Origin of the sequence: Novispirillum itersonii, assembly GCF_014205675.1 — a bacterium.
Lineage (GTDB): Bacteria > Pseudomonadota > Alphaproteobacteria > Rhodospirillales > Rhodospirillaceae > Novispirillum > Novispirillum itersonii_A.
In genome coordinates, this window is the sequence record NZ_JACIIX010000005.1 from 168,312 (window position 1) to 187,508 (window position 19,197).

Genomic DNA, 19,197 nt, shown 5'->3' on the forward strand with positions numbered 1-19,197 from the left:
GCACGTGAGGCAAGGGCGCGGATGCGCCCGCCCGCCGTCTGAGGGACAGATAACGGAGGGCCGAAGGCCCGACTGGGCCATTGAGGCCCCGTGCCCGCGTGGGCACGTGAGGCAAGGGCGCGGATGCGCCCGCCCGCCGTCTGAGGGACAGATAAATGAAGGGCCAAAGGCCCAACTGGCCCATTGAGGGCCCGTACCCGCGTGGGCACGTGAGGCAAGGGCGCGGATGCGCCCGCCCGCCGTCTGAGGGACAGATAAATGAAGGGCCGAAGGCCCGACTGGCCCATTGAGGGCCCGCGCGACCATTCGCGCGCAAGCCAAGCGGGCGGACGCCCGCGCCCGGCGTCTGAGGGGCCAAACATACAAGGGACAGATAACGGAGGGCCAACGGCCCGACTGGCCCATTGAGGGCCCGCGCGACCATTCGCGCGTAAGCCAAGCGGGCGGACGCCCGCGCCCGGCGTCTGAGGGGCTAAAACAAATAACAGCCCGGCTTTAGCCGGGCTTTAACCCACCCCGCTGCCGCGCACGTAATCGCCGAGGAAGGACCGCACCTCGGCCACCGCCGTTGCCAGCCCCACCCGCTGCACCGCCACCCCGGGCGGGAAGGCCCCGTGCAGGCGGGTCGGCATCATCGGGTCCAGCATCACGAACACCCCATGGTCCCCGGCGCGGCGCACCAGCCGCCCGAACGCCTGCTTCAGGCGCAGGCGGGTCAGCATGTCGTCATAGGCACGGCCATTGAAGGCCTCGCGCCGGGCGCGGTGCAGAATATCCGGGCGCGGCCACGGCACCCGGTCAAACACCAGCAGCCGCAGCGAATGGCCGGGCACATCCACCCCGTCCCGCATGGCATCGGTACCCAGCAGGCAGCCGTCGTGATCGGCCCGGAAGATATCGACCAGCGTCGCGCTGTCCATGCCGTCCACATGCTGGGCGTACAGCGGAATCCCCCGGTCTTCCAGCGGCGCGGCGATGCGGTCGCGCACCGCCCGCAGCCGGGAAATGGCGGTGAACAGCCCCAGTCCGCCGCCCCCGGCGGCCAGAAACAGCTCGCGGTAGGCGGCGGCAACCTGATCGAGGTCATCCTTCCGCACATCGGTCACCACCAACACCTTGGTCTGGGCCGGGTAATCAAACGGCGAGGCCATCGCCGCCCGCAGCGCCGGAACCGGCAGATGCGCCGCCCCGGTCCGCCCTTCCGCCGCCTTCCAGTCGGTTTCCGGATCCCCGGTGCCGTCGCGCAGGGTGGCCGAGGCCACCACCACGCCGTGGGTGCTGTCGGCCATCACCCCGGCCAGCGGCTTGGTCGGGTCAATCCAATGGCGGTGCATCCCGGTGTCGATATCGCGGCCCTCGATCCGGTCCACCGCGAACCAGTCCACATACTGTTCCGGCGTTTCCTGTTGCAGGGCTTCCAGCATCGAGCGCCACGCCAGCAGCGGCTGCACCGCCCGGCGGTCAAGGCTGCGGGACAGACTGTCCAGCCGCAGGCGGGTCGGGCCATCGGTTTCGCCCGCCGCGTCATCCAGCACCTTGCCGATCACCCGGATCAGCTCCCGCACCGGGGCCAGCAGCCCGTCGAAGGCGTGTTCCAGCTCGGCGGCGGTTTCCAGCAGGCCGGGCACCGGATGGGCGGTCTCGGTTTCCAGCGAATAGGGGGTCCCGGCATCCTTTGACCGGGCATAAACCTGCTGGCGGGCCAGCAGCAGGAACCGTTCGGTCGGGCCGTTGGGCGCGCCTTCGGTCAGGCGGTTCAGCCAGCCCGGCCCCGGCAGGCAGCGGGCCGCCGCCAGCGCCGCATCCAGTGCATCCAGCGCATCGACGTTGTCGGCCAGCACCTCTTCCGCCCGCCGCTTCAGCCCGCGGGCGCGGGAGCGGCCGGTTTCCTCCGACCCCAGCAGCCAGCGGCGCAGCTCCGCCGCCTCCTGCCCGGTCAGATGGGCGGAAAAGGCACTGTCAGCGGCATCAAACAGGTGGTGCCCTTCGTCAAACACATAGCGGGTGGCAATCTGCGGCCCTTCCTCCCCGCCGCCGACGGTGCCGCCATGGGCCAGCACCAGCATGACAAGGGCGTGATTGGCGACCACGATGCGGGCCCGGCGGGCCTTGCGGACCGAGCGTTCGATAAAGCAGCGGGTGTAATGCGGGCAGGCGGCGAACACACATTCGCCCCGGCGGTCGGTCAGGCCGATGGTCGGTCCCCGCCCGACCAGATCGGACAGCCAGCCGGGAAAATCGCCGCCGACCATGTCGCCGTCGCGGGTGGCCAGCGCCCAGCGCGCCATCAGGCCCAGCGGGATCGCCAGTGCCGGAGTGTGCGACAGGCGGTTGATCGATTCTTCCAGATTGAGCAGGCACAGGTAGTTTTCCCGGCCCTTGCGCACCACCACCTTCCGCGCCTTCTCCACCGGGTCGGGGTGCAGGCGCGACAGTTCGGCATCCAGCTGGCGCTGAAGGTTGCGGGTGTAGGTGGAAATCCACACCGCCCCCTCGTTCTTTTCCGCCCACACACTGGCCGGAGCGATGTAGCCCAGCGTCTTGCCGACCCCGGTCCCGGCCTCGGCCAGTACCACATGCGGTTCGCCTTCCACATGGCGGGGGGCGAAGGCGGCGGAACAGGCGGAGGCAAAATCCGCCTGCTGCGGCCGGTCCTCGGCGGCGGTGCCCAGAAGCTGGCCCAGCCGGGTCCGGGCCTCCGCCGGATCAACCGGGGCGGTGCCGGGCGGGCTTTCCGGCGCGTGTTCCGAAAATTCCGGCAGATGTTCCCACACCCGCATGCCCGACAGCACGCGGTGGCTGTGCGGCATTTCGCCCTGTTCGCCCCACGCAGCCAGCACCGATGGCCCCCACGGCCAGCCGCCCCGGGTCATCGCCCACGCCACGCCCCGGCCTTTGGCCTGCGACCACCGCGCTTCCTGCGGCAGTTCATGCAGCAGGCGGCGCACCACCTGCACCAGCGTCTGGGCACAGTCTTCCGGCGATACCGGCGCATCCAGCCCGCAGGCCGCCGCCAGACCGCCGACGGTCGGCAGGCAGAACCGGGCCGGACGCACAAAGGCGAACAGCTCCAGCACATCATAGGCCATGAACGGCGGCACCTTCAGCCGGGCCGCCACATTGGGCAGGTGGCAGACCATTGGCCGTTCGCCGCGCAGCCGGCGGGCCGCCTCCGGCAGGGGCAGGGTTTCCAGTTCCCCGTCCGGGGTCAGGATCACAGCCTGACGGGCGCCGGTGACCACAACGGGCACGGCGGGGATCAAAAGCTGGAAAGAGGGCGGCAGACCGGCGGATGACATGGCCGGACCATAGCCGGATTGAACCGCCTTGTCACGCCCCTGTGTTCCCGAGGCGTTCTTTTACCCGGAGGCAAGAGAACCGCGACCGTCATAAAACAGTCAAAAATATGTCATACACTTTATCATGGACGCTCAGATGCCCATTAGATACCACTCAGTCACATCGAGTCAATGAGACACCCTGATTCTTCATAAATCAGAAAATGACAGTTTCATGACTTCGTATCAAACGGGGGCCATCCGGGGGGATTGCCATGAAGTTCATTCAGACTCTCAAAATCAGTACGAAGATATATTTTATTCTTCTGATCACCCTGCTGTTGATCGCGTTCACCGTCGCGCTGTCACTCTACGGCCTGTCGCAGGCCGAAGACGCCCGCCGCGCTGCCGAGGCGCAGACCGCCCTTCAGGGCAGTGTCTACGAGATCCGCCTTGCCGTGCTGGAGGCCCGCCGCAGCGAAAAGGACCTGCTGCTGGGGTCCAATCCCGCCGACCATCAGCGGGCACAGGCCGCCGTGGCGGAGGCCCTGACCATCACCGGGCACCTGCTCGGCCAGCCGGAGGCCGCCCCGCTGCGCGACGGACTGACCACGGTCCGCGATGCCCTGACCCGCTACGGGCAGGGGCTGGACACCATCTTTGCCACCATGACCGACAACGGCCTGACCCACAGCAGTGGCCGTCAGGGCCTGCTGCGGGAGCGGGTACATGCGGTGGAAACCGTGATCACTGACAGCGGTGCCCTGCCGTTGCAGACCCTGATGCTGACCCTGCGCCGCCACGAGAAAGACTATCTGCTGCGCGGCGACACCGCCTATGTCGGGAAATTCGACCAGACGCTGGAGCAGTTCCGCAAGGCGGCAGACGCCTATGACCTGCCCGACGGGGACCGGGTGACCGCCCTGATGGCCGAATATGCCACCGCCTTCCACGCCCTTGTCAGCGCCGATCAGAAGAAGCGGGCGGACATCACGGCTCTGTCGGACGCGGTCAACGCCGTACAGGCCCCGCTGGATGCCATCACCGCCGCCACCGCGCAGGCCGCCGGGGCCGCCCGCGCCACCATGGACAGCCGCCGCCGGGAAACGGCCCTGACCGTTGCCGCCGCCCTGCTGGCCGGTCTGGCCGTCACCGCCGCCGTTGCCCTGCGCGTCGCCCGGATGATCAGCCGTCCGCTGCACCAGATGACGCAGGTGATGACTGCTCTGTCCGGCGGGGACCGCTCTGTCACCGTTCCCGCCCTGACCGGCCGCGACGAAATCGCCGAAATGGCCGGGGCGGTGGCGGTGTTCCGCAACAACCTGATCCATATGGAGGAACTGGAGGCCGCCGCCCGCCAGCGGACCGAGGCGGAACTGGAGCGCGCCCGCCGCCGCGACAGCCTGACCGCCGCCTTTGATGCGTCGGTGGTCGGGGTGCTGCGCATGGTGGCGGAAGCCGCTGACGGGGTTTCCGCCGCCTCCGGCAGCCTGACGGAATCGGCCCAGATCACCGGCAGCCGCAGCGCCGCCGTCTCCGGTGCCGCCCAGCAGACCGCCGCTTCGGTGCAGACCGTGGCCACCGCCGCCTCGGAACTGGATGCCACCATCGGCGAGGTCTCCCGCCAGTCCGCCGAAGCCGCCGCAGCGGTGCGGCAGGCGGGGATGCTGGTGCGCCAGACCGCCAGCGGCTATGAACGCCTGACGGCGGAATCCCTGCGCATCGGCTCGGTGGTTGACCTGATTAACGACATCGCTGCCCGGACCAACCTGCTGGCCCTGAACGCCACGGTGGAGGCCGCCCGCGCCGGAGACCTCGGCAAGGGGTTCGCCGTGGTGGCGAACGAAGTGAAGTCGCTGGCCAACCAGACCGCCCGCGCCACCCGCGACATTGCCACCGTGGTTGCCGCCATTCAGGCCGAGGCGGAAACCGGCCATGCCGCCATCGCCACGCTGGTGGAGACCATCAATCAGGTGGAAACACAGGCGCAGGCCATTGCCGGGGCGGTGGAGCAGCAGGCCGCCGCCACCCGCGAAATCTCCCGCACCATCGAGGATGTCGCCGCCGCCAATGACCATGTCAGCCGCAACATCACCGATGTCTCGGCCTGCGCCACCGACACCAACCGTCAGGCTGACAGTCTGGGGGACTCCGCCCGGCGGCTGCTGGACGAAACCGGCAGCCTGCGGAACGATATCGACCGCTTCCTGACGGGGATCCGGCAGGCGTGAGGGGGCAGGCCTGATCTGTACGGACCGGCAGCGGGGCGGATTCTCAGCCCCGCTGCGGCGGCGGTTCCACCAGCAGGGCAACCAGACGGCGCACCACCGGCATCACCAGCAGCATCACCGGAAACGCCACCGCCCATGACAGGCCCCAGGCCTGTGGCCAGCGGCTCAACACCTCCGGCACCAGCCCCAGCGCCATCACTGTGGACACCAGAGACACGATGCAGGTCATCAGCATCGACAGGAAAAACGGCATCAGAACAGCGGCGCTGTGGGCCGGGAGACGGCGGGCCATTGGTGTTTTCCTTTTATTTCAAAACCACGGATGGGACGGTCAGCAGTCCGTTGCGCCGCCAGCATAGCGCCTCACCCTTAAAATAAGCAATTCGTAATATTAAAGCCCGTCTATTGGTGTGCAAACGGAAAAAATCCTGACACCAGACGTTGGAACGCCAACGGCAGGATGCTAAGACTCGTCTTTCCGCCCTCCTGCCATCCAACCGTACAGCCCCGCCATGCCCCCTGCCCCGCCCGACCGCTCCGCCCTGTTGCCCCTGCTGGAAGCCCGGCTGGGGGATGTGCCGCTGGCGCTGTCCCTCGCCCGGCGCGGGGCGCTGCAACTGGCGGTTCTGGCCGCCGCCGCCGTCCGGCAGGGTGGCACGGCGGAGGAAACCCCCGTTCCCCTCCGGCTGCGCCTGACGCTCGGCCACACCACCGTGTGGTGTCAGGGCGGCAGCATCCGTCTGGGGCCGGATCCGGCGACAGCGCCCCCCTTGAATGGCACCGTCGCCCGCCTGACCGCCGACAAACCGGCGCTGAACCGTTGGCTGGCCGACCGGGGCTTTTCCACCCCGACCGGACAGGCCTTCGCCGCCGCCGACCGGGCCGCCGCGCTGGCATGGGCCAACCGCCGGACCGGGCCGGTCTGCATCAAGCCGCCCTCCGGCAGCCTCGGCTGGGGAGTTGCCCCCGGCCTGACCGGCGATCTGGCGGTCGGGGACGCCTTCGACACCGTCGCCGACCGCTGCGGGGCGGTGCTGGTGGAACAGCACGTCAGCAGCGGCCCGCCCTTGCCCGCCGGGGCCACCGTGCGGGTGATGTGGGTGGCCCCGGACCATGTCACCCTGCGCATGGATGTGCCCGCCGCCGTCACCGGCGACGGCCGCCGCCCGGTCTCCGCTCTGCTGGCGGAGCGCAATGCCAGCCGCGCCGCCCGCACCGGCCAGCCGCCGATCCTGCCCGATGCCGCCCTGCTGGCCCGGCTGGCGGATCAGGGCCACAGCCTGTCCTCCATCCCCGCCGCCGGGCAGCGGGTGGCGCTGCGCCATGTCTCCAACGCTTCGCAGGGGGGCGACAGCCACACTGCCCTGCCGGAGATCCATCCGTCCTACGCCGCCGAGGTGATCCGCCTGTTCCGCAGCCTGCCCGGCACCCGCGCCGGGGCCGCCGATCTGGCGCTGGCCGACCCCACCGCCCCCTGCCGCCCGGGCAATCACTGGATTCTGGACGTTAACCTGTCGCCCGGCATCGTCCAGTACCACTTCCCATGGAGCGGCCCGCCGCGTGACGTTGCGGCTGCGCTGGTACGCGAACTACAACTGGAAAACGAGGCCTGATCCGGGTATATTAAGCACAAATGCCTAGCAATATCAGCGTAAGGACATCCCATGATGGCATTCAACCCTGAGGATCCCCTGTACTCCCCCGGGGATGGCCGTCCTGCCCATGTACGCCCGCAATGGCAGACCCCCGAGATCTCCGTGCTGTCGTTGACCAAAACACTGGCAAAGGGATCAGAGGTCACTGAATCGACCACCACCAAAAACACCAGCTGAGCGGTCCCCATCTCTCCTTCAGCGCCCCCGGCCTGCTGAAGCAACCGGACTGTTTTGTCTGGAACAATCGTTTCAGCCACAGAAAAGAGAAAAGGGCGCCCCGATGCCTGTTGCAGGGTCTGCCGCCGTCGCGGGGTTTGATGCTGCGGCCTTCTCGCATGCCCTTGCCGCCGCCGGATATGCCGACACAGGCCTGACCGCCCCTTCTGCCGCGCACCGGACAACCGACCTGCCGGACTACCCGGCCCACTTCGCCGCCCTGTCTGCCGGGCAGATGGTCTCGCCGCCCCCGGCACCCTGGCTTGTGATTGCCCTGTCCGGCGGCCTGCACAACCGCGAAAGCCTGCAACGGTCCCTTCCGGCCCGCAGGCAACCTGCGCCCCTCCCCCTGACAGACGCCTCCCCCGACATTGATTTCGCCGTTCATGCCGTCCTCGCCTGGGGAGACGACGCCCCGGCACGGCTGGACGGCGACTTTGCGCTGATGGTCTGGAACCGCGCCAGCCGCCGCCTGCTGCTGGCCTGTGACCCCTCCGGCAGCCGGAGCCTGTTTTACAGCACCCCGGAGGCCACCCCCGGCGGCGGCCTGCTGTTCGCCAGTACCCTGCCGGTGATACGGTCCCTGCTGATGACGGCACGGGGCGGGCCGTCGCTGCCGGTTGATGTCCCGGTTGTTGCCGAAATGCTGGCCTTTCACTGGCCGACCGATGGCCGCACGGCGTTTCAGGGCGTCCGGCAGGTGCCCCCCGGCGGGCGGCTGATCTGGGATGGGGGCACAATCCGCGTTGACCGTCCCCGGGCGGTGGACTGGGACCACCGGCTGGACTTCCGCAGGGAGGAAGACTGCATCGGGGCGGGCCGGGCCCTGCTGGATCAGGCGGTGGAAAACAGCCTGCGCAACGCCGGGCGGAACGGGCATGGCATCGCCTGCCACCTGACCGCCGGACTGGACAGTGCCGGGGTGGTGGCCACGGCAGCCCGCCTGCGCGGAGCCAGCCCGCTGGATGTCCTGACCATCGTTCCCGCTGCCGCTGCCGTGGCCGCCGCCCCCGGCATTGCCGCCACCGGCGATGAATGGCCGGGGGTGCAGCCGGTTCTGCACCGCTATCCCAGCCTGCGGCCGCACCGGATTGAAAGCAGCATCCCCGACGGGGTCCAGATCCGCCCCCTGACCGAAAGCGGCGGGGTGCCGGTGCGGTTCTGGTTCGGCCTGCACTGGCACCGTTCGCAGGCCGATACCCTCCGCCGTCTGGGCCAGCCAGAGGTGCTGACCGGCAATGGCGGCAACATGACACTGTCGTGGTCACCGGATTTTTACCCCGAGGAGTGCCTGCGGCAGGGCGCACTGGGGCAGCTGTGGCGCTATGCCAGTGCCGAAGCCCGGCGCACCCCCGGCAGCAGCCTGTGGAAAATTCTCCGCCAGCAGGCGGTCTGGCCGCTGCTGCCCCCGGCCCTACAGGCCCTGTGGCATCGCCTCACCGGCTCTGGCCGGTCCGCGGGACCGGTTTCTTCCGGCCCTGCCTTTTCCCCCGCCTTCCCTGCCCCTCCGGTCTGGCGCCGCAATCTGTTCGCCGCCCTGCCCCCGGCAAACCGCAGCCGGGCACAGCGGCGGCTGATCGTGGAACAGGCCCTGTGGCGACGCTGCACCGCCGCAGACTTTCTGCCCGGCACAACCCTGCACGATCCGCTGTGGTCGTTTCCGCTGCTCGAATTCTGCATGGCGGTCCCGGACCGGTTCTATGGGCAGGACGGAAAACGGTCGCTGGCCCGGCGGGTTCTGGCAGACCGCCTGCCTGCGGAGACTCTCGCCGATGCGGTTTCCTGCACGCAGGGCAATGACTGGCACTATCACCAGACTCCCCGCCGGGACGACATCGCCGCCCTGCTGGAACGGTTCTCCCGCTCTGACACCGTCAGCAGCCTGCTTGATCTGCCCCGTCTGCGGGCAATCCTTGATGACTGGCCGGCAACCCCCGACCAGCGATGGCGGGCAAAAACCCTGTCCGCCCTGTCGGTGGCACTGGGGACCGGCGACTTCATCCTGTGGGCGGAAAACCCCAACCTGTAACGCGGCAGCCCGCATCAGAGGTCCGGACCGCCGCCGGATTACAGATAGCCCAGACGCTCCATCACCGGCCCGTGATCGGCCTCAATCCGGGCAACCTGCCGTGCGGTCAGCCCGTCCCGCCAGCCGCCGCTGGTCCCCTGCCGGAAAAAGACCGCCGCTTCCGGCGGACGCTCCCGGAAACCGGCCTGTACCTCCTGCCCGCGCAGGGTGGCGAACCGGGTGGCCTCGACCGCCCCGGCCACCGCCGCCTCGGAACAGGCTTCCCCTTCCGGCCCCAGCAACGGGATGACCCGCCGCAGCACCGCCGCCAGATCGGCCAGCATCTCCTCGTACCGGACGGTGATCACCGGATACAGCGTCTGATCCATCCAGCTGACGGCATGGCCGCTCCAGGTCCGCAACGGCTGAGAAACCTGTCTCTTCCCACCGCTGCGCCCGGCGGACAGCATCGCCTCCGGGTCGGCCATCAGGGCAATCACGCTGTCGATACTGTGCCCCTGATGGGCGGCAAACGAGACCGCAACATCCCGGGGATCGCGGACGATGTGGATCGCCGCCCGGGTCACGTCGGGGGGGAATAGCGGACCCGCGCCGGTTTCCGTCAGGCAGGCCTCATGCACTTTCCAGCACAGGCCATCCGGCAGGATGCCTGCCAGAACCCGGAACACCGCCGGACGCGCCGCCAGAATTTCATCCGGCAGCAGATCCCCGGAATCAATGGCCGCCGCCAGATCGAAATGAAAACGCGAGGAGGAAATCGCCTCCTCTTCCGCGCCGAAGACATTGATATCCACCGCAGCCCCGCCGCGCCTGAGACTGTCCAGCGCCAGACGCATCCAGGTATTTCCCGACTTGGGATAGGAGGCCAGCCAGAGGAACCGCGACAGCGGGCGGCCTGCCGGGGGCAGCGCCGGGGAGTGGGCCGGAGAAGGAAACAGAGCGTCACCCGGCACCGGAGGACCCTTCCCTGATGAAAGTGGCGCGCAGGTGATCCGGCAGGGCCGCCGCAAAGGCATCCAGCCGGGCAAGATCCGCCGGACGCCGCAGGGTCGCCAGCGCAACCCCCGATGCCAGCCGCACCAGATCATGGAACAGCCCGTCTTCCGGGCGCAGCCAGCCTGCAATCTCGGCGCGGTAGACAGACCGCCGCAGCACCAGCAGCCCGGTGCCGCCCCGCAACGGCGACAGCAGCGGCTGCCCCGGCTTTTTCTCTGTGGTCAGATGGATCGCCGCCGCCACCGGCAAGGGCCGGGGGCAGAACCGCGCCGCCAGATCACAGGAAAACTTCTCGATCTCTCCGGCCTGCCGCACCCGCTCCCCTGCCGTCAGGCCCAGCGCCGTCAGGCTGTCCTGCCACAGTTTTTGCCGGGGGTAGGACGGAACCGCCAGCGGTGGCCCGTCAGGGGGCAGCAGCACCGGGGTCACATCATCGGACAGCACCCGCAGGCCCTGTGCGGCCAGGGCCGCCGCCAGCGTTGACTTGCCCTGCCCGGACGGCCCGCAGAACAGGATGGCCTGACCGTCCAGCTCCACACAGCTGCCATGCAGCGGCAGGATGCGGCGCTGATGGCACAGAACCCCCAGCCCGCTGCCCAGCAGGAACAGGGCAATATCCGGTGCCCCGACATCGATCAGCGGGTCAACCGTCACCTCGGCCCCGCCACGGATCTGCATCCGCACCACGTCGGGGACCGTCACCCAGCCGGTGCCATCCGCCGCGATCCGCATGAAGGCCCGCTGAAACGGCAGCCCCTCCGGCACCGCCACCCGGCCAATGCGGATGGTGATATCGGGTGGCCGGTCGTCACCGGACCACGGCAGCAGGGCGGGTAACGGCACCGCCGACCGCACCCGCCAGCCGCACAGCGTCACATCACGGCCCATGTTCTGAGAGTCTGCCGTCACTCAGCCTGCTCCGGCTGAACCAGCAGCAATCCCAGATCAACCAGCCGGGTCAGTGCGGCCCGCGTCTCCCCGGCAATGATGGCCGGATCCCCGTCATAGGCCTCCAGCAGTCCGGCGATCAGCGTGCCCACCGGAACCGGCCGCTCCAGCCGCGCCCAGAGGGCGGCCGCCACCGGATTCAGGCTGAAATACTGCCCGGTCAGCGGATCCAACATCACCAGATCGTCATCAAGCACCGTACTCGGGACGTCCCCCCGGCGGACAAGAACAGAGGCGTCGGAAAGAGGCAACATCAGTAGATCCGAATAGAATGACGACGAACATTTTCAACCGAACATAACACTCCTGACGCCTGAAAAACAGGCGCAGATAAAAGAGGCCATAGCGATAAAACAGGATTATCCTGCCGTCCGCATAAAACCGGACCGTCCGACAGGAAGGGGGCGGCAGGACCATGGAGACCCGTTATGCAGTATGACCGCCGTACATTTTTCAAGGCCGCCGGCGCGGCGACTCTGGTGGCAACCGCCTCCGGGGCGGCACTGGCCAGCGGCACCCAGATGGACCACAGCAGCCATTCCGGCATGGACCACAGCCATATGCATGCCGCAGTGGCGGTCAACGCCGCCCTGCAGAAAACCGCCCTCGCCTGCATCGAAGCCGGGCAACTGTGCCTGAACCACTGCCTGAGCAGCTTTGCCGCCGGGGATCTGTCGATGGCCGGGTGTGCCCGCAGCGTCGATCAGATGCTGGCGGTCTGCGCCACACTGGCCAAACTGGCCAGCACCGGTTCGCCCCTGCTGCCCGCCATGGCCAAGGCCGTTGCCCTGCCGATGTGTCTGGAATGCGAGCAGGAATGCCGCAAGCACGCGGACAGGCACGCCGAGTGCAAAGCCTGCGCCGATGCCTGCAAAGCCTGCGCCGAGGAATGCAGGAAGCTGGCGGCCTGATTTTACCGCGACGCGGGCAAACGGACGGGAGCAGCGCCGGTTTTTCAGACGCTGCCCCCGCCCGACCTTACCCACCCGCGCTTTTGTGCGCCGCCATCTGCGCCAGTTTCTCCCGCACATCCAGCAGATCGCGCCATGCCATCCGCTTCTGCACCGGGGACCGCAGCAGATAGGCGGGGTGGAAGGTGGCAATCGCCGGAACCGGATGCGACAGGCCGGGGGTCTGATAGGCCCGCCAGCGGCCCCGCAGGCGGGTGATGCCTTCATTGACCGCGAACAGCGCCTTGGCCGACAGGCCGCCGACCAGCAGGATCACCTGCGGCTGCACCAGTTCAATATGCCGGATCAGGAACGGCAGACACACCGCCACCTCGGCATCAGTCGGCACCCGGTTGCCGGGGGGCCGCCACGGCAACACATTGGTGATATAGTAATCCGCACGCCCGGCAATGCCGATACTCTCCAGCATTTTATCCAGTAACTGGCCGCTTTCGCCGACGAAGGGTTTGCCCACCCGGTCCTCATCCCGGCCCGGCGCTTCGCCGATCACCATCAGCGGCGCTTTGGGGTTGCCGTCGGCAAACACGGTGGAGCTGGCGGTGATTTTCAGCGGGCAGCCGTCGAAGCCTTCCACCGCCGCCTTCAGCTGTTCCAACGTCGTGCAGGCCTGTGCGGTGTGGGTGGCGGTGCCCAGCGCCTGATGCGGGTCAGCGGCCAGCGCCGGGGCACTGGGCCGCACGGCGGCAGCGGGAAAGCTGACCGGGGGTGTCTGCACCTGCACCGCGCTGGCCCGGGGTTCCGGCGTGCCCGCCATAGCCGCCACCGGGGCGGACTGCCGGGCCGCCGCCTGTGCCGCGCTCTGGGCATAACGGTCCAGCGGGGCCTCGGCGATGCAGTCATCAACCCCGGCCTCCAGATACCACTGCAACAGCGCCACATCCCCGGCAAAGCCGAAGGCGGCGGCATCAAAGTCTGCGGCGGAAACGGAGGGATACGACACGGGGATCAGACATCCTGCACCGGAAAGGAACCATGCCGCCGTATTACCATAGGCGGCGGGGAGTCTGCCACCGGCCTTTCCGCCGTCCCGCCCCATGCAGGCCCCATGCAGGCCATCACCGGAGAAAATGGGACCCATAACGCTACGTCAGGCTTTTCTGGAAAGCGTCACGCAATTATGCTGGCGCGCGTGTATGCACTGCACACAGTCTGGGAAGGCCGGGCCAGGGCCTTCGTTGACACCGTAAGACGCACCCATAACCCTTGCGTGAAGAGAGAGAGAGTATGGAACGGGAGTCGATGGAATTTGATGTTGTGATCGTTGGCGGGGGGCCGTCCGGCCTCAGCGCGGCGATCCGCCTCAAACAACTGGCCCAGGCCGATGGCGCTGACGTTTCGGTCTGCGTGATCGAAAAGGGCTCCGAGATCGGGGCACATATCCTGTCGGGGGCGGTGATCGAGCCGCGCGCCCTGAACGAACTGATTCCGGACTGGAAGGAAAAGGGTGCGCCGCTGAACACCCCGGCCACCGATGACAACTTCCTGTTCCTGACCAAAACCAAGGCCTTCAAGCTGCCGACCCCGCCGCAGATGCACGGGGCGGGCAACTACATCGTCTCGCTGGGCAATGTCACCCGCTGGCTGGGCCAGCAGGCGGAAGAGCTGGGCGTGGAAATCTACCCCGGTTTCGCCGGGGCCGAGGTGCTGTACGACGATACCGGCGCGGTGCGCGGCGTCGCCACCGGAGACATGGGCCTGACCCGCGACGGCGAGCAGGGCCCGATGTACCAGCCGGGGATGGAACTGCTGGCCAAGCAGACCATTTTCGCCGAAGGCTGCCGGGGGTCCCTCGCCAAGCAGCTGACCGACAAATACGGCCTGCGCGACGGTGTTGACCCGCAGACCTACGGCATCGGCATCAAGGAACTGTGGGAAGTCGAGCCGTCGAAGCATCAGCCGGGCAAGGTGGTGCACACCATCGGCTGGCCGGTGAAGACCGATACCTACGGCGGGTCGTTCCTCTACCATCTGGAAAACAATCAGGTCGCCGTCGGCTTCGTGATCGGGCTGGATTATGCCAACCCGCACCTGTCGCCGTTCGATGAGTTCCAGCGCTTCAAGACCCACCCGGAAATCCGCAAGACCTTCGAAGGCGGCCGCCGCATTGCCTATGGTGCCCGCGCCCTGAACGAAGGCGGCTTCCAGTCGATCCCCAAGCTGACCTTCCCCGGTGGGGTGACCATCGGCTGTTCCGCCGGGTTCCTCAACGTGCCGAAGATCAAGGGCACCCACACCGCCATGAAGTCCGGCATGGTCGCCGCCGAAGCGATCTTCGAGGCCCTGAAGGCCGATGCCGCCGCCGGAAAGGAAGTCACCGCCTACACCGACATGATGAAGAAGTCGTGGGTGTGGCCGGAACTGCACGAAGTGCGCAACATCCGCCCGTCGTTCCATAAGGGCCTGCTGTTCGGCCTCGGCTATTCCGCCCTGTCGACCTATGTCTTCAAGGGCAAGGAGCCGTGGACCTTCCGCAACCACGACGACCACACCTGCCTGCGTCCGGCGTCGGAAATGCCGAAGATCGAGTATCCGAAGCCCGATGGCGTCGTCAGCTTCGACAAGCTGTCGTCGGTGTTCCTGTCGTCCACCAACCACGAGGAAGACCAGCCCTGCCACCTGACCCTGAAGAACAAGGATGTTCCGGTCGGGGTCAACCTGAAGGTGTTCGACGGCCCGGAACAGCGGTTCTGTCCGGCTGGCGTGTATGAATATGTTGACGATGCCGCGACGAACGGTAAACGTCTTCAGATCAACGCGCAGAACTGCGTGCACTGTAAGACCTGCGATATCAAGGATCCGACCCAGAACATCAACTGGGTGGTCCCGCAGGGGGGCGAAGGGCCGAACTACCCCAATATGTAAGGCCTGCCCTGTCCGTACTTTAAAGAAGAGGTTGACTGGTCGAGTGAGCGCGCATCTGTCCTTCCGTCGCCGGGGCACTGCCCCCACCCTCCCTCGGCCCACCTCTGCCGATCGCCGGATCCAGCGGGGTAACACCCCGCTGGCTGGTCTCCCGCTGTCACGGCTGGCGCTGGTTCTGGCGCTGGCCGTGATGCCCGCCGCCTGCGGCGGGGCCGTGGGCAGCGAACCCGCCCCGGGGGCAGGATCCGACGCCAGCCCGGTGATTTCCTCCCCGGTGCAGGTGGCTGCCGCCGACGGGGTGCGGGGCACCGCCCCGGCCTATACCTCGGTCTATGGCCGCTATCTGGCCGGGCGTCAGGCCCAGTTTAACGACGACTCTGCCGGGGCTGCCGCCAATTACGTCGCCGCCCTGCAAAAGGACCCTGATAATCCGCTGCTGATCCGCCGCGCCTGGTTCTTCCTGCTGGTGGAAGGCCGGATGCCGGAAGCGATGGCGCTGGCCCGCAAGGCAATGGTGCTGGACCCGGAGTCCACCGTCTCGCCGCTGGTGGTGGCGGTCGGGCTGGCCGATGAAGGCAAGTGGACCGATGCCCTGATCACCCTGAAGGATCTGGAGCCGGTCGGCCTGAACAGCTTCCTGCTGCCGCTGACCCGGGCGTGGATCCTACAGGGGCAGGACAAGGCCGAAGCGGCGGTGAAGGCCATGGACAGCATGAAGGACCAGCCGCATCTGGCCCCGCTGTACCACTTCCACGCCGGGATGATTTACGACCTGTCCAACCGCCCGGGACAGGCGTGGCCGGAATACGAAAAGGTGCTGAACGACGAAGGCAGCATCACCCTGCGCGCCGTGCAGGTGGGCGCTGACTTCCTGCGCCGCCACAACCGGCTGCCGGAGGCCGAGGCCCTGTTTGCCCGCTACCGCGCCACCCATCCGGGTTCGGCACTGGTGGAAGCGGCGTGGGCCGACTTCAAGAATGGCAAGGAAAAGCCGCTGCGCAGCACCCGCGATGGTCTGGCGGAAGCGATGTACGGCTCAGCCACCTCGGTGGCGGAAGCCCAGTCTTATGACACCGCGCAGGCGTTCGCCCGGCTGGCGCTGATGCTGCGCCCGGATTTCCCCTACGCCGATATGCTGGTCGGCGACCTGCTGGCCCGTCAGGGCCGCTTCGCCGATGCCGCCGCCCAGTATGCCGCCGTGCCGAAGACGGCGCAGACGTGGTTCCCGGTGCGCCTGAAGCTGGCCGAGATTTATCAGGAACTGAACCGCACCGAAGAGGCGCGGAAGATCCTGACCGATCTGGCCACCCAGTACCCCCATGCCGCCGACCCGCTGAGCGATATGGGCGAGCTGGAACGCCGCCTGAAGCACTGGGATGCCGCCGCCGCCGCCTACCGCAAGGCGATCGAGCGCCTCGGCACCCCGGCGCGCGCCCACTGGCCGGTGTGGTACAGCCTGGGCATCGCGCTGGAACGCGGCAAGCGCTGGCCGGAAGCCGAACAGGCCTTCAAGACCGCCCTGTCGCTGGAAAAAGACCAGCCGAACGTCCTGAATTACCTTGGGTATTCGTGGATTGACCGGGGGATGAACCTTCAGGAAGGCAAGGCGCTGATCGAACGCGCCGTCGCCCAGCGCCCCAACGACGGTTATATCGTCGACAGTCTGGGCTGGGCCCTGTACCTGCTGGGCGACTACCCCGGCGCGGTGCGGGAACTGGAACGCGCCATCACCCTGAAACCGGCTGACCCGACCATCAACGATCATCTGGGCGATGCCCTGTGGCAGGTGGGCCGGGAAAACGAGGCCCGCTTCCAGTGGCAGCGGGCGCTGGACCTGAAGCCGGAACCGGAGGATCTGGAGGCGATCACCGCCAAGATCAAGGCCGGACGCCTGCTGAAGACCGAGACCAGCAAAAAAGCCAAGCCCTGATCCGTCCCTCCCTCTTACACCCTGCTCCCCGGCCCCGCCCCCACGGCGGGCCGGGACCGGAACAGGAGTCCCTGTCATGACTGCATCCGCCCCCCTTATCCGCGTTGCCGCGCCGGCAAAGGTCAACCTGACCCTGCATGTGACCGGCAAACGGGACGATGGCTATCACCTGCTGGACAGTCTGGTGGTGTTCGCCGGGGTCTTCGACCGGGTGACGGTGGAACCTGCCGACAGCCTGAGCCTGACCGTGATCGGCCCGCAGGCGATCGGGCTGGGGGCGGTGCCGCCGCAGGATAATATCGTGCTGAAGGCGGCGCAGGCGCTGGCCGCTGCCACCGGCACCACCACCGGGGCAAAGATCACGCTGGAAAAGGCCCTGCCGGTGGCGGGGGGCATCGGCGGCGGCAGCGCTGACGCCGCCGCCACCCTGCGGGCGCTGATGGCCCTGTGGGATGTGACCCTGCCGCGCGAGGCGCTGATGGCGCTGGCAACCGGGCTGGGGGCTGATGTGCCGGTATGCCTGCGCGGCCGCCCGGCAGACATGAGCGGCATCGGCGAACAGCTGCGCGATGCGGTGCCGCTGCCGGGCTGCTGGCTGGTGCTGGTCAACCCGGGGGCCCAACTGTCCACCCCATCGGTGTTCCGCGCCCGCAGCGGGGCGTTCAGCGCCGCAATGCCGCTGGAAACGCCGCCGCGCGATCTCGATGATCTGGTGACAGGGCTGAAAACCCGCCGCAACGACCTGACCGCCGCCGCCATTTCGCTGGCCCCGGAGGTCGGGCTGTGTCTGGCGGCGCTGACCGCGCAGCCGGGCTGCCGCCTGAGCCGGATGTCCGGCAGCGGCGCCACCTGCTGGGGCCTGTTCGCCACCGAATACGATGCCCGCACCGCCGCCCGCGCCCTGCGCCAGCAGCAGCCGGGCTGGTGGATTGAACCGGCCCCGGTCCTGCCCGCCAGTGCCGACCCCTTTGCTCTGGCGGCGGAACCGGTGCTGCGCCGCTGAACGGTCAGCCCTCCCCTCCTCCGCATCCGCCCCCTGTCGGTGCGGGCGGGCTTATACCGAAGGTCCAGCTCGACACCCCCGCAGGGGCGGTCTACACCTCCTGCATGTCAGAATACACACGGATCCCGCCGAGAATGCTGTGGCCGTTTCTCCGGTGCCTTGCCGTCAGCACCGGTCTGGCGGTTATCGCCGCACACCCCGGCGCTGCGGCGGATGCCGTACCAAAGGCGGCGGAATCCACCCGGCCCCCGCTGACCATCGCCTACAGCAACGGGGCCAAGGGCCGCTTTCTGCAACCGGCGACCCCGGATGAAGACCGGGTCCTGCGCCAGATTCAGGCCGCCGGGGACGCGGTGCTGACTCCGCTGCCGGTCATCCGGGCTCCGGCGGCCTTTCTGGGCCGGAGCACCGATTGCCTGCTGGGGTCACCATGGCAGATCCCCGCCGATACCCCACAGGCCTTTCTGGTCAGTCCGGCGCTGATGACCGCCCGCTTTTCCTTTTTCCGCCACACAGACCCGGCCCCCGCCCCGGACCGGCCGCTGCGGCTTGCCATCAACCGCGAAATCGCCGCACACCTCCGCCTGCCGGACTCCCTGAGCACGGCAGAGGTCATTCAGGTCAACGACATCAGCCAGTCGGTCAAACTGCTGCTGTCCCGCCGGGTTGACTACATCGTCGCCTATGACGGCAACATGCGTCTCCTGCCGGACGATGCCAGCAGACAGATCCGGCGGGCCGAGACCCTGCCCCCCGCCTTCGAGAAGCCGATTGCCATCACCTGCCACAACACGCCGCAGGCCGTCGCCTTCCTTACCCGCCTGACGGCGGCGGGGCGGTGACATCCGCCGCCAGCCAGTGCCCGGCGATGGCATGGCCGAGGGCGCGGTAGGCTTCCAGCGGGTCTTCATCAAAGAACTGGCCCGCGGTACTCTGATGCGGGAACGCCGGGTTCCCGGCGGCATAGGCATTCACCGATACGAGCAGGCCGTGGGTCAGGGCCTTCAGCGCCGGAAAAGAAACAGGCCCCCGGGAAGAGTCCCGGAGGCCTGACAAAAATCCGCACAGGGGACGGAAA

General features: G+C 67.9%; 16 protein-coding genes. 9 read left to right on the forward strand and 7 right to left on the reverse strand.

All coding sequences use genetic code 11. The features are described 5' to 3' along the window. Nucleotides 1-506 precede the first annotated feature (506 nt). Nucleotides 507-3,299 carry an ATP-dependent DNA helicase gene (locus FHS48_RS08730; protein ID WP_184263176.1) on the reverse strand — a complete coding sequence of 931 codons (2,793 nt, stop codon included), beginning with the start codon at nucleotides 3,297-3,299 and terminating at the stop codon, nucleotides 507-509. A 254-nt stretch (nucleotides 3,300-3,553) separates the two neighbouring features. Between FHS48_RS08730 and FHS48_RS08735 the strand changes: the two genes are divergently transcribed. Continuing rightward, the gene (locus FHS48_RS08735) at nucleotides 3,554-5,509 is read left to right on the forward strand and encodes a methyl-accepting chemotaxis protein (RefSeq protein WP_184263177.1); all 1,956 of its coding nucleotides are present in this window, start codon (nucleotides 3,554-3,556) and stop codon (nucleotides 5,507-5,509) included. Between the two features lie 43 nt (nucleotides 5,510-5,552). Here the strand turns inward: FHS48_RS08735 and FHS48_RS20430 are convergent, their stop codons facing one another. After that, nucleotides 5,553-5,801, reverse strand: coding sequence for a DUF2798 domain-containing protein (locus tag FHS48_RS20430; RefSeq protein ID WP_184263178.1), 249 nt, complete (start codon nucleotides 5,799-5,801; stop codon nucleotides 5,553-5,555). A 220-nt stretch (nucleotides 5,802-6,021) separates the two neighbouring features. Between FHS48_RS20430 and FHS48_RS08745 the strand changes: the two genes are divergently transcribed. From FHS48_RS08745 to FHS48_RS08755, 3 genes are all read left to right on the forward strand, one after another. Then, nucleotides 6,022-7,122 (forward strand): hypothetical protein, encoded by a 1,101-nt coding sequence (locus FHS48_RS08745; protein WP_184263179.1) that lies wholly within the window; start codon nucleotides 6,022-6,024, stop codon nucleotides 7,120-7,122. 54 nt (nucleotides 7,123-7,176) lie between these two features. After that, a complete protein-coding gene (locus tag FHS48_RS08750; RefSeq protein WP_221443432.1) occupies nucleotides 7,177-7,341 on the forward strand; it encodes a hypothetical protein in 165 nt (54 codons plus the stop codon). A gap of 103 nt (nucleotides 7,342-7,444) precedes the next feature. Further along, entirely contained in the window at nucleotides 7,445-9,409 is a 1,965-nt protein-coding gene (locus FHS48_RS08755; protein WP_184263181.1) for an asparagine synthase-related protein, read from the forward strand. 38 nt (nucleotides 9,410-9,447) lie between these two features. Here FHS48_RS08755 and FHS48_RS08760 read toward each other — a convergent pair whose 3' ends face one another. From FHS48_RS08760 to FHS48_RS08770, 3 genes are read right to left on the reverse strand one after another with little or no spacing between them, the layout of a single operon-like run. Continuing rightward, on the reverse strand, nucleotides 9,448-10,362 hold the full coding sequence (locus tag FHS48_RS08760; protein WP_311769112.1) for a sulfotransferase domain-containing protein: 915 nt from the start codon (nucleotides 10,360-10,362) through the stop codon (nucleotides 9,448-9,450). Further along, a complete protein-coding gene (locus FHS48_RS08765; RefSeq protein WP_184263183.1) occupies nucleotides 10,352-11,314 on the reverse strand; it encodes a hypothetical protein in 963 nt (320 codons plus the stop codon). Before FHS48_RS08765 ends, FHS48_RS08760 begins: the two co-directional genes overlap by 11 nt. Further along, on the reverse strand, nucleotides 11,311-11,607 hold the full coding sequence (locus FHS48_RS08770; protein ID WP_184263184.1) for a PqqD family protein: 297 nt from the start codon (nucleotides 11,605-11,607) through the stop codon (nucleotides 11,311-11,313). Before FHS48_RS08770 ends, FHS48_RS08765 begins: the two co-directional genes overlap by 4 nt. 174 nt (nucleotides 11,608-11,781) lie before the next feature. Here FHS48_RS08770 and FHS48_RS08775 point away from each other — a divergent pair, with 174 nt between their 5' ends. After that, nucleotides 11,782-12,264 (forward strand): four-helix bundle copper-binding protein, encoded by a 483-nt coding sequence (locus FHS48_RS08775; RefSeq protein ID WP_184263185.1) that lies wholly within the window; start codon nucleotides 11,782-11,784, stop codon nucleotides 12,262-12,264. A 67-nt stretch (nucleotides 12,265-12,331) separates the two neighbouring features. Here FHS48_RS08775 and FHS48_RS08780 read toward each other — a convergent pair whose 3' ends face one another. Next, the gene (locus FHS48_RS08780; protein ID WP_311769113.1) at nucleotides 12,332-13,264 is read right to left on the reverse strand and encodes a uracil-DNA glycosylase; all 933 of its coding nucleotides are present in this window, start codon (nucleotides 13,262-13,264) and stop codon (nucleotides 12,332-12,334) included. Between the two features lie 284 nt (nucleotides 13,265-13,548). On the opposite strand from FHS48_RS08780, the gene FHS48_RS08785 reads away from it, so the two are divergent. The 4 genes from FHS48_RS08785 to FHS48_RS08800 all read left to right on the forward strand — a co-directional run bounded on the left by FHS48_RS08785 (nucleotide 13,549) and on the right by FHS48_RS08800 (nucleotide 18,961). Next, the gene (locus tag FHS48_RS08785; RefSeq protein WP_184263186.1) at nucleotides 13,549-15,186 is read left to right on the forward strand and encodes an electron transfer flavoprotein-ubiquinone oxidoreductase; all 1,638 of its coding nucleotides are present in this window, start codon (nucleotides 13,549-13,551) and stop codon (nucleotides 15,184-15,186) included. A 43-nt stretch (nucleotides 15,187-15,229) separates the two neighbouring features. Next, nucleotides 15,230-17,116 carry a tetratricopeptide repeat protein gene (locus FHS48_RS20435; protein ID WP_184263187.1) on the forward strand — a complete coding sequence of 629 codons (1,887 nt, stop codon included), beginning with the start codon at nucleotides 15,230-15,232 and terminating at the stop codon, nucleotides 17,114-17,116. A gap of 76 nt (nucleotides 17,117-17,192) precedes the next feature. Then, nucleotides 17,193-18,119, forward strand: a complete 927-nt coding sequence (locus FHS48_RS08795) for a 4-(cytidine 5'-diphospho)-2-C-methyl-D-erythritol kinase (RefSeq protein ID WP_184263188.1) — start codon at nucleotides 17,193-17,195, stop codon at nucleotides 18,117-18,119. 134 nt (nucleotides 18,120-18,253) lie between these two features. Next, nucleotides 18,254-18,961 (forward strand): hypothetical protein, encoded by a 708-nt coding sequence (locus FHS48_RS08800; protein ID WP_184263189.1) that lies wholly within the window; start codon nucleotides 18,254-18,256, stop codon nucleotides 18,959-18,961. Here FHS48_RS08800 and FHS48_RS08805 read toward each other — a convergent pair. Next, on the reverse strand, nucleotides 18,933-19,175 hold the full coding sequence (locus tag FHS48_RS08805) for a hypothetical protein (RefSeq protein WP_184263190.1): 243 nt from the start codon (nucleotides 19,173-19,175) through the stop codon (nucleotides 18,933-18,935). The two genes, FHS48_RS08800 and FHS48_RS08805, sit on opposite strands and share 29 nt — an antisense overlap. Nucleotides 19,176-19,197 lie beyond the last annotated feature (22 nt).

Excerpts from the sequence above, each read along its gene's own strand:
- FHS48_RS08755 (WP_184263181.1), top strand. The coding sequence starts at position 7,445 with ATGCCTGTTGCAGGGTCTGCCGCCGTCGCGGGGTTTGATGCTGCGGCC.
- FHS48_RS08730 (WP_184263176.1), bottom strand. The coding sequence starts at position 3,299 with ATGTCATCCGCCGGTCTGCCGCCCTCTTTCCAGCTTTTGATCCCCGCC.
- FHS48_RS08800 (WP_184263189.1), top strand. The coding sequence starts at position 18,254 with ATGCTGTGGCCGTTTCTCCGGTGCCTTGCCGTCAGCACCGGTCTGGCG.
- FHS48_RS08770 (WP_184263184.1), bottom strand. The coding sequence starts at position 11,607 with ATGTTGCCTCTTTCCGACGCCTCTGTTCTTGTCCGCCGGGGGGACGTC.
- FHS48_RS08785 (WP_184263186.1), top strand. The coding sequence starts at position 13,549 with ATGGAACGGGAGTCGATGGAATTTGATGTTGTGATCGTTGGCGGGGGG.
- FHS48_RS08735 (WP_184263177.1), top strand. The coding sequence starts at position 3,554 with ATGAAGTTCATTCAGACTCTCAAAATCAGTACGAAGATATATTTTATT.
- FHS48_RS08775 (WP_184263185.1), top strand. The coding sequence starts at position 11,782 with ATGCAGTATGACCGCCGTACATTTTTCAAGGCCGCCGGCGCGGCGACT.
- FHS48_RS20430 (WP_184263178.1), bottom strand. The coding sequence starts at position 5,801 with ATGGCCCGCCGTCTCCCGGCCCACAGCGCCGCTGTTCTGATGCCGTTT.
- FHS48_RS08750 (WP_221443432.1), top strand. The coding sequence starts at position 7,177 with ATGGCATTCAACCCTGAGGATCCCCTGTACTCCCCCGGGGATGGCCGT.
- FHS48_RS08745 (WP_184263179.1), top strand. The coding sequence starts at position 6,022 with ATGCCCCCTGCCCCGCCCGACCGCTCCGCCCTGTTGCCCCTGCTGGAA.
- FHS48_RS08795 (WP_184263188.1), top strand. The coding sequence starts at position 17,193 with ATGACTGCATCCGCCCCCCTTATCCGCGTTGCCGCGCCGGCAAAGGTC.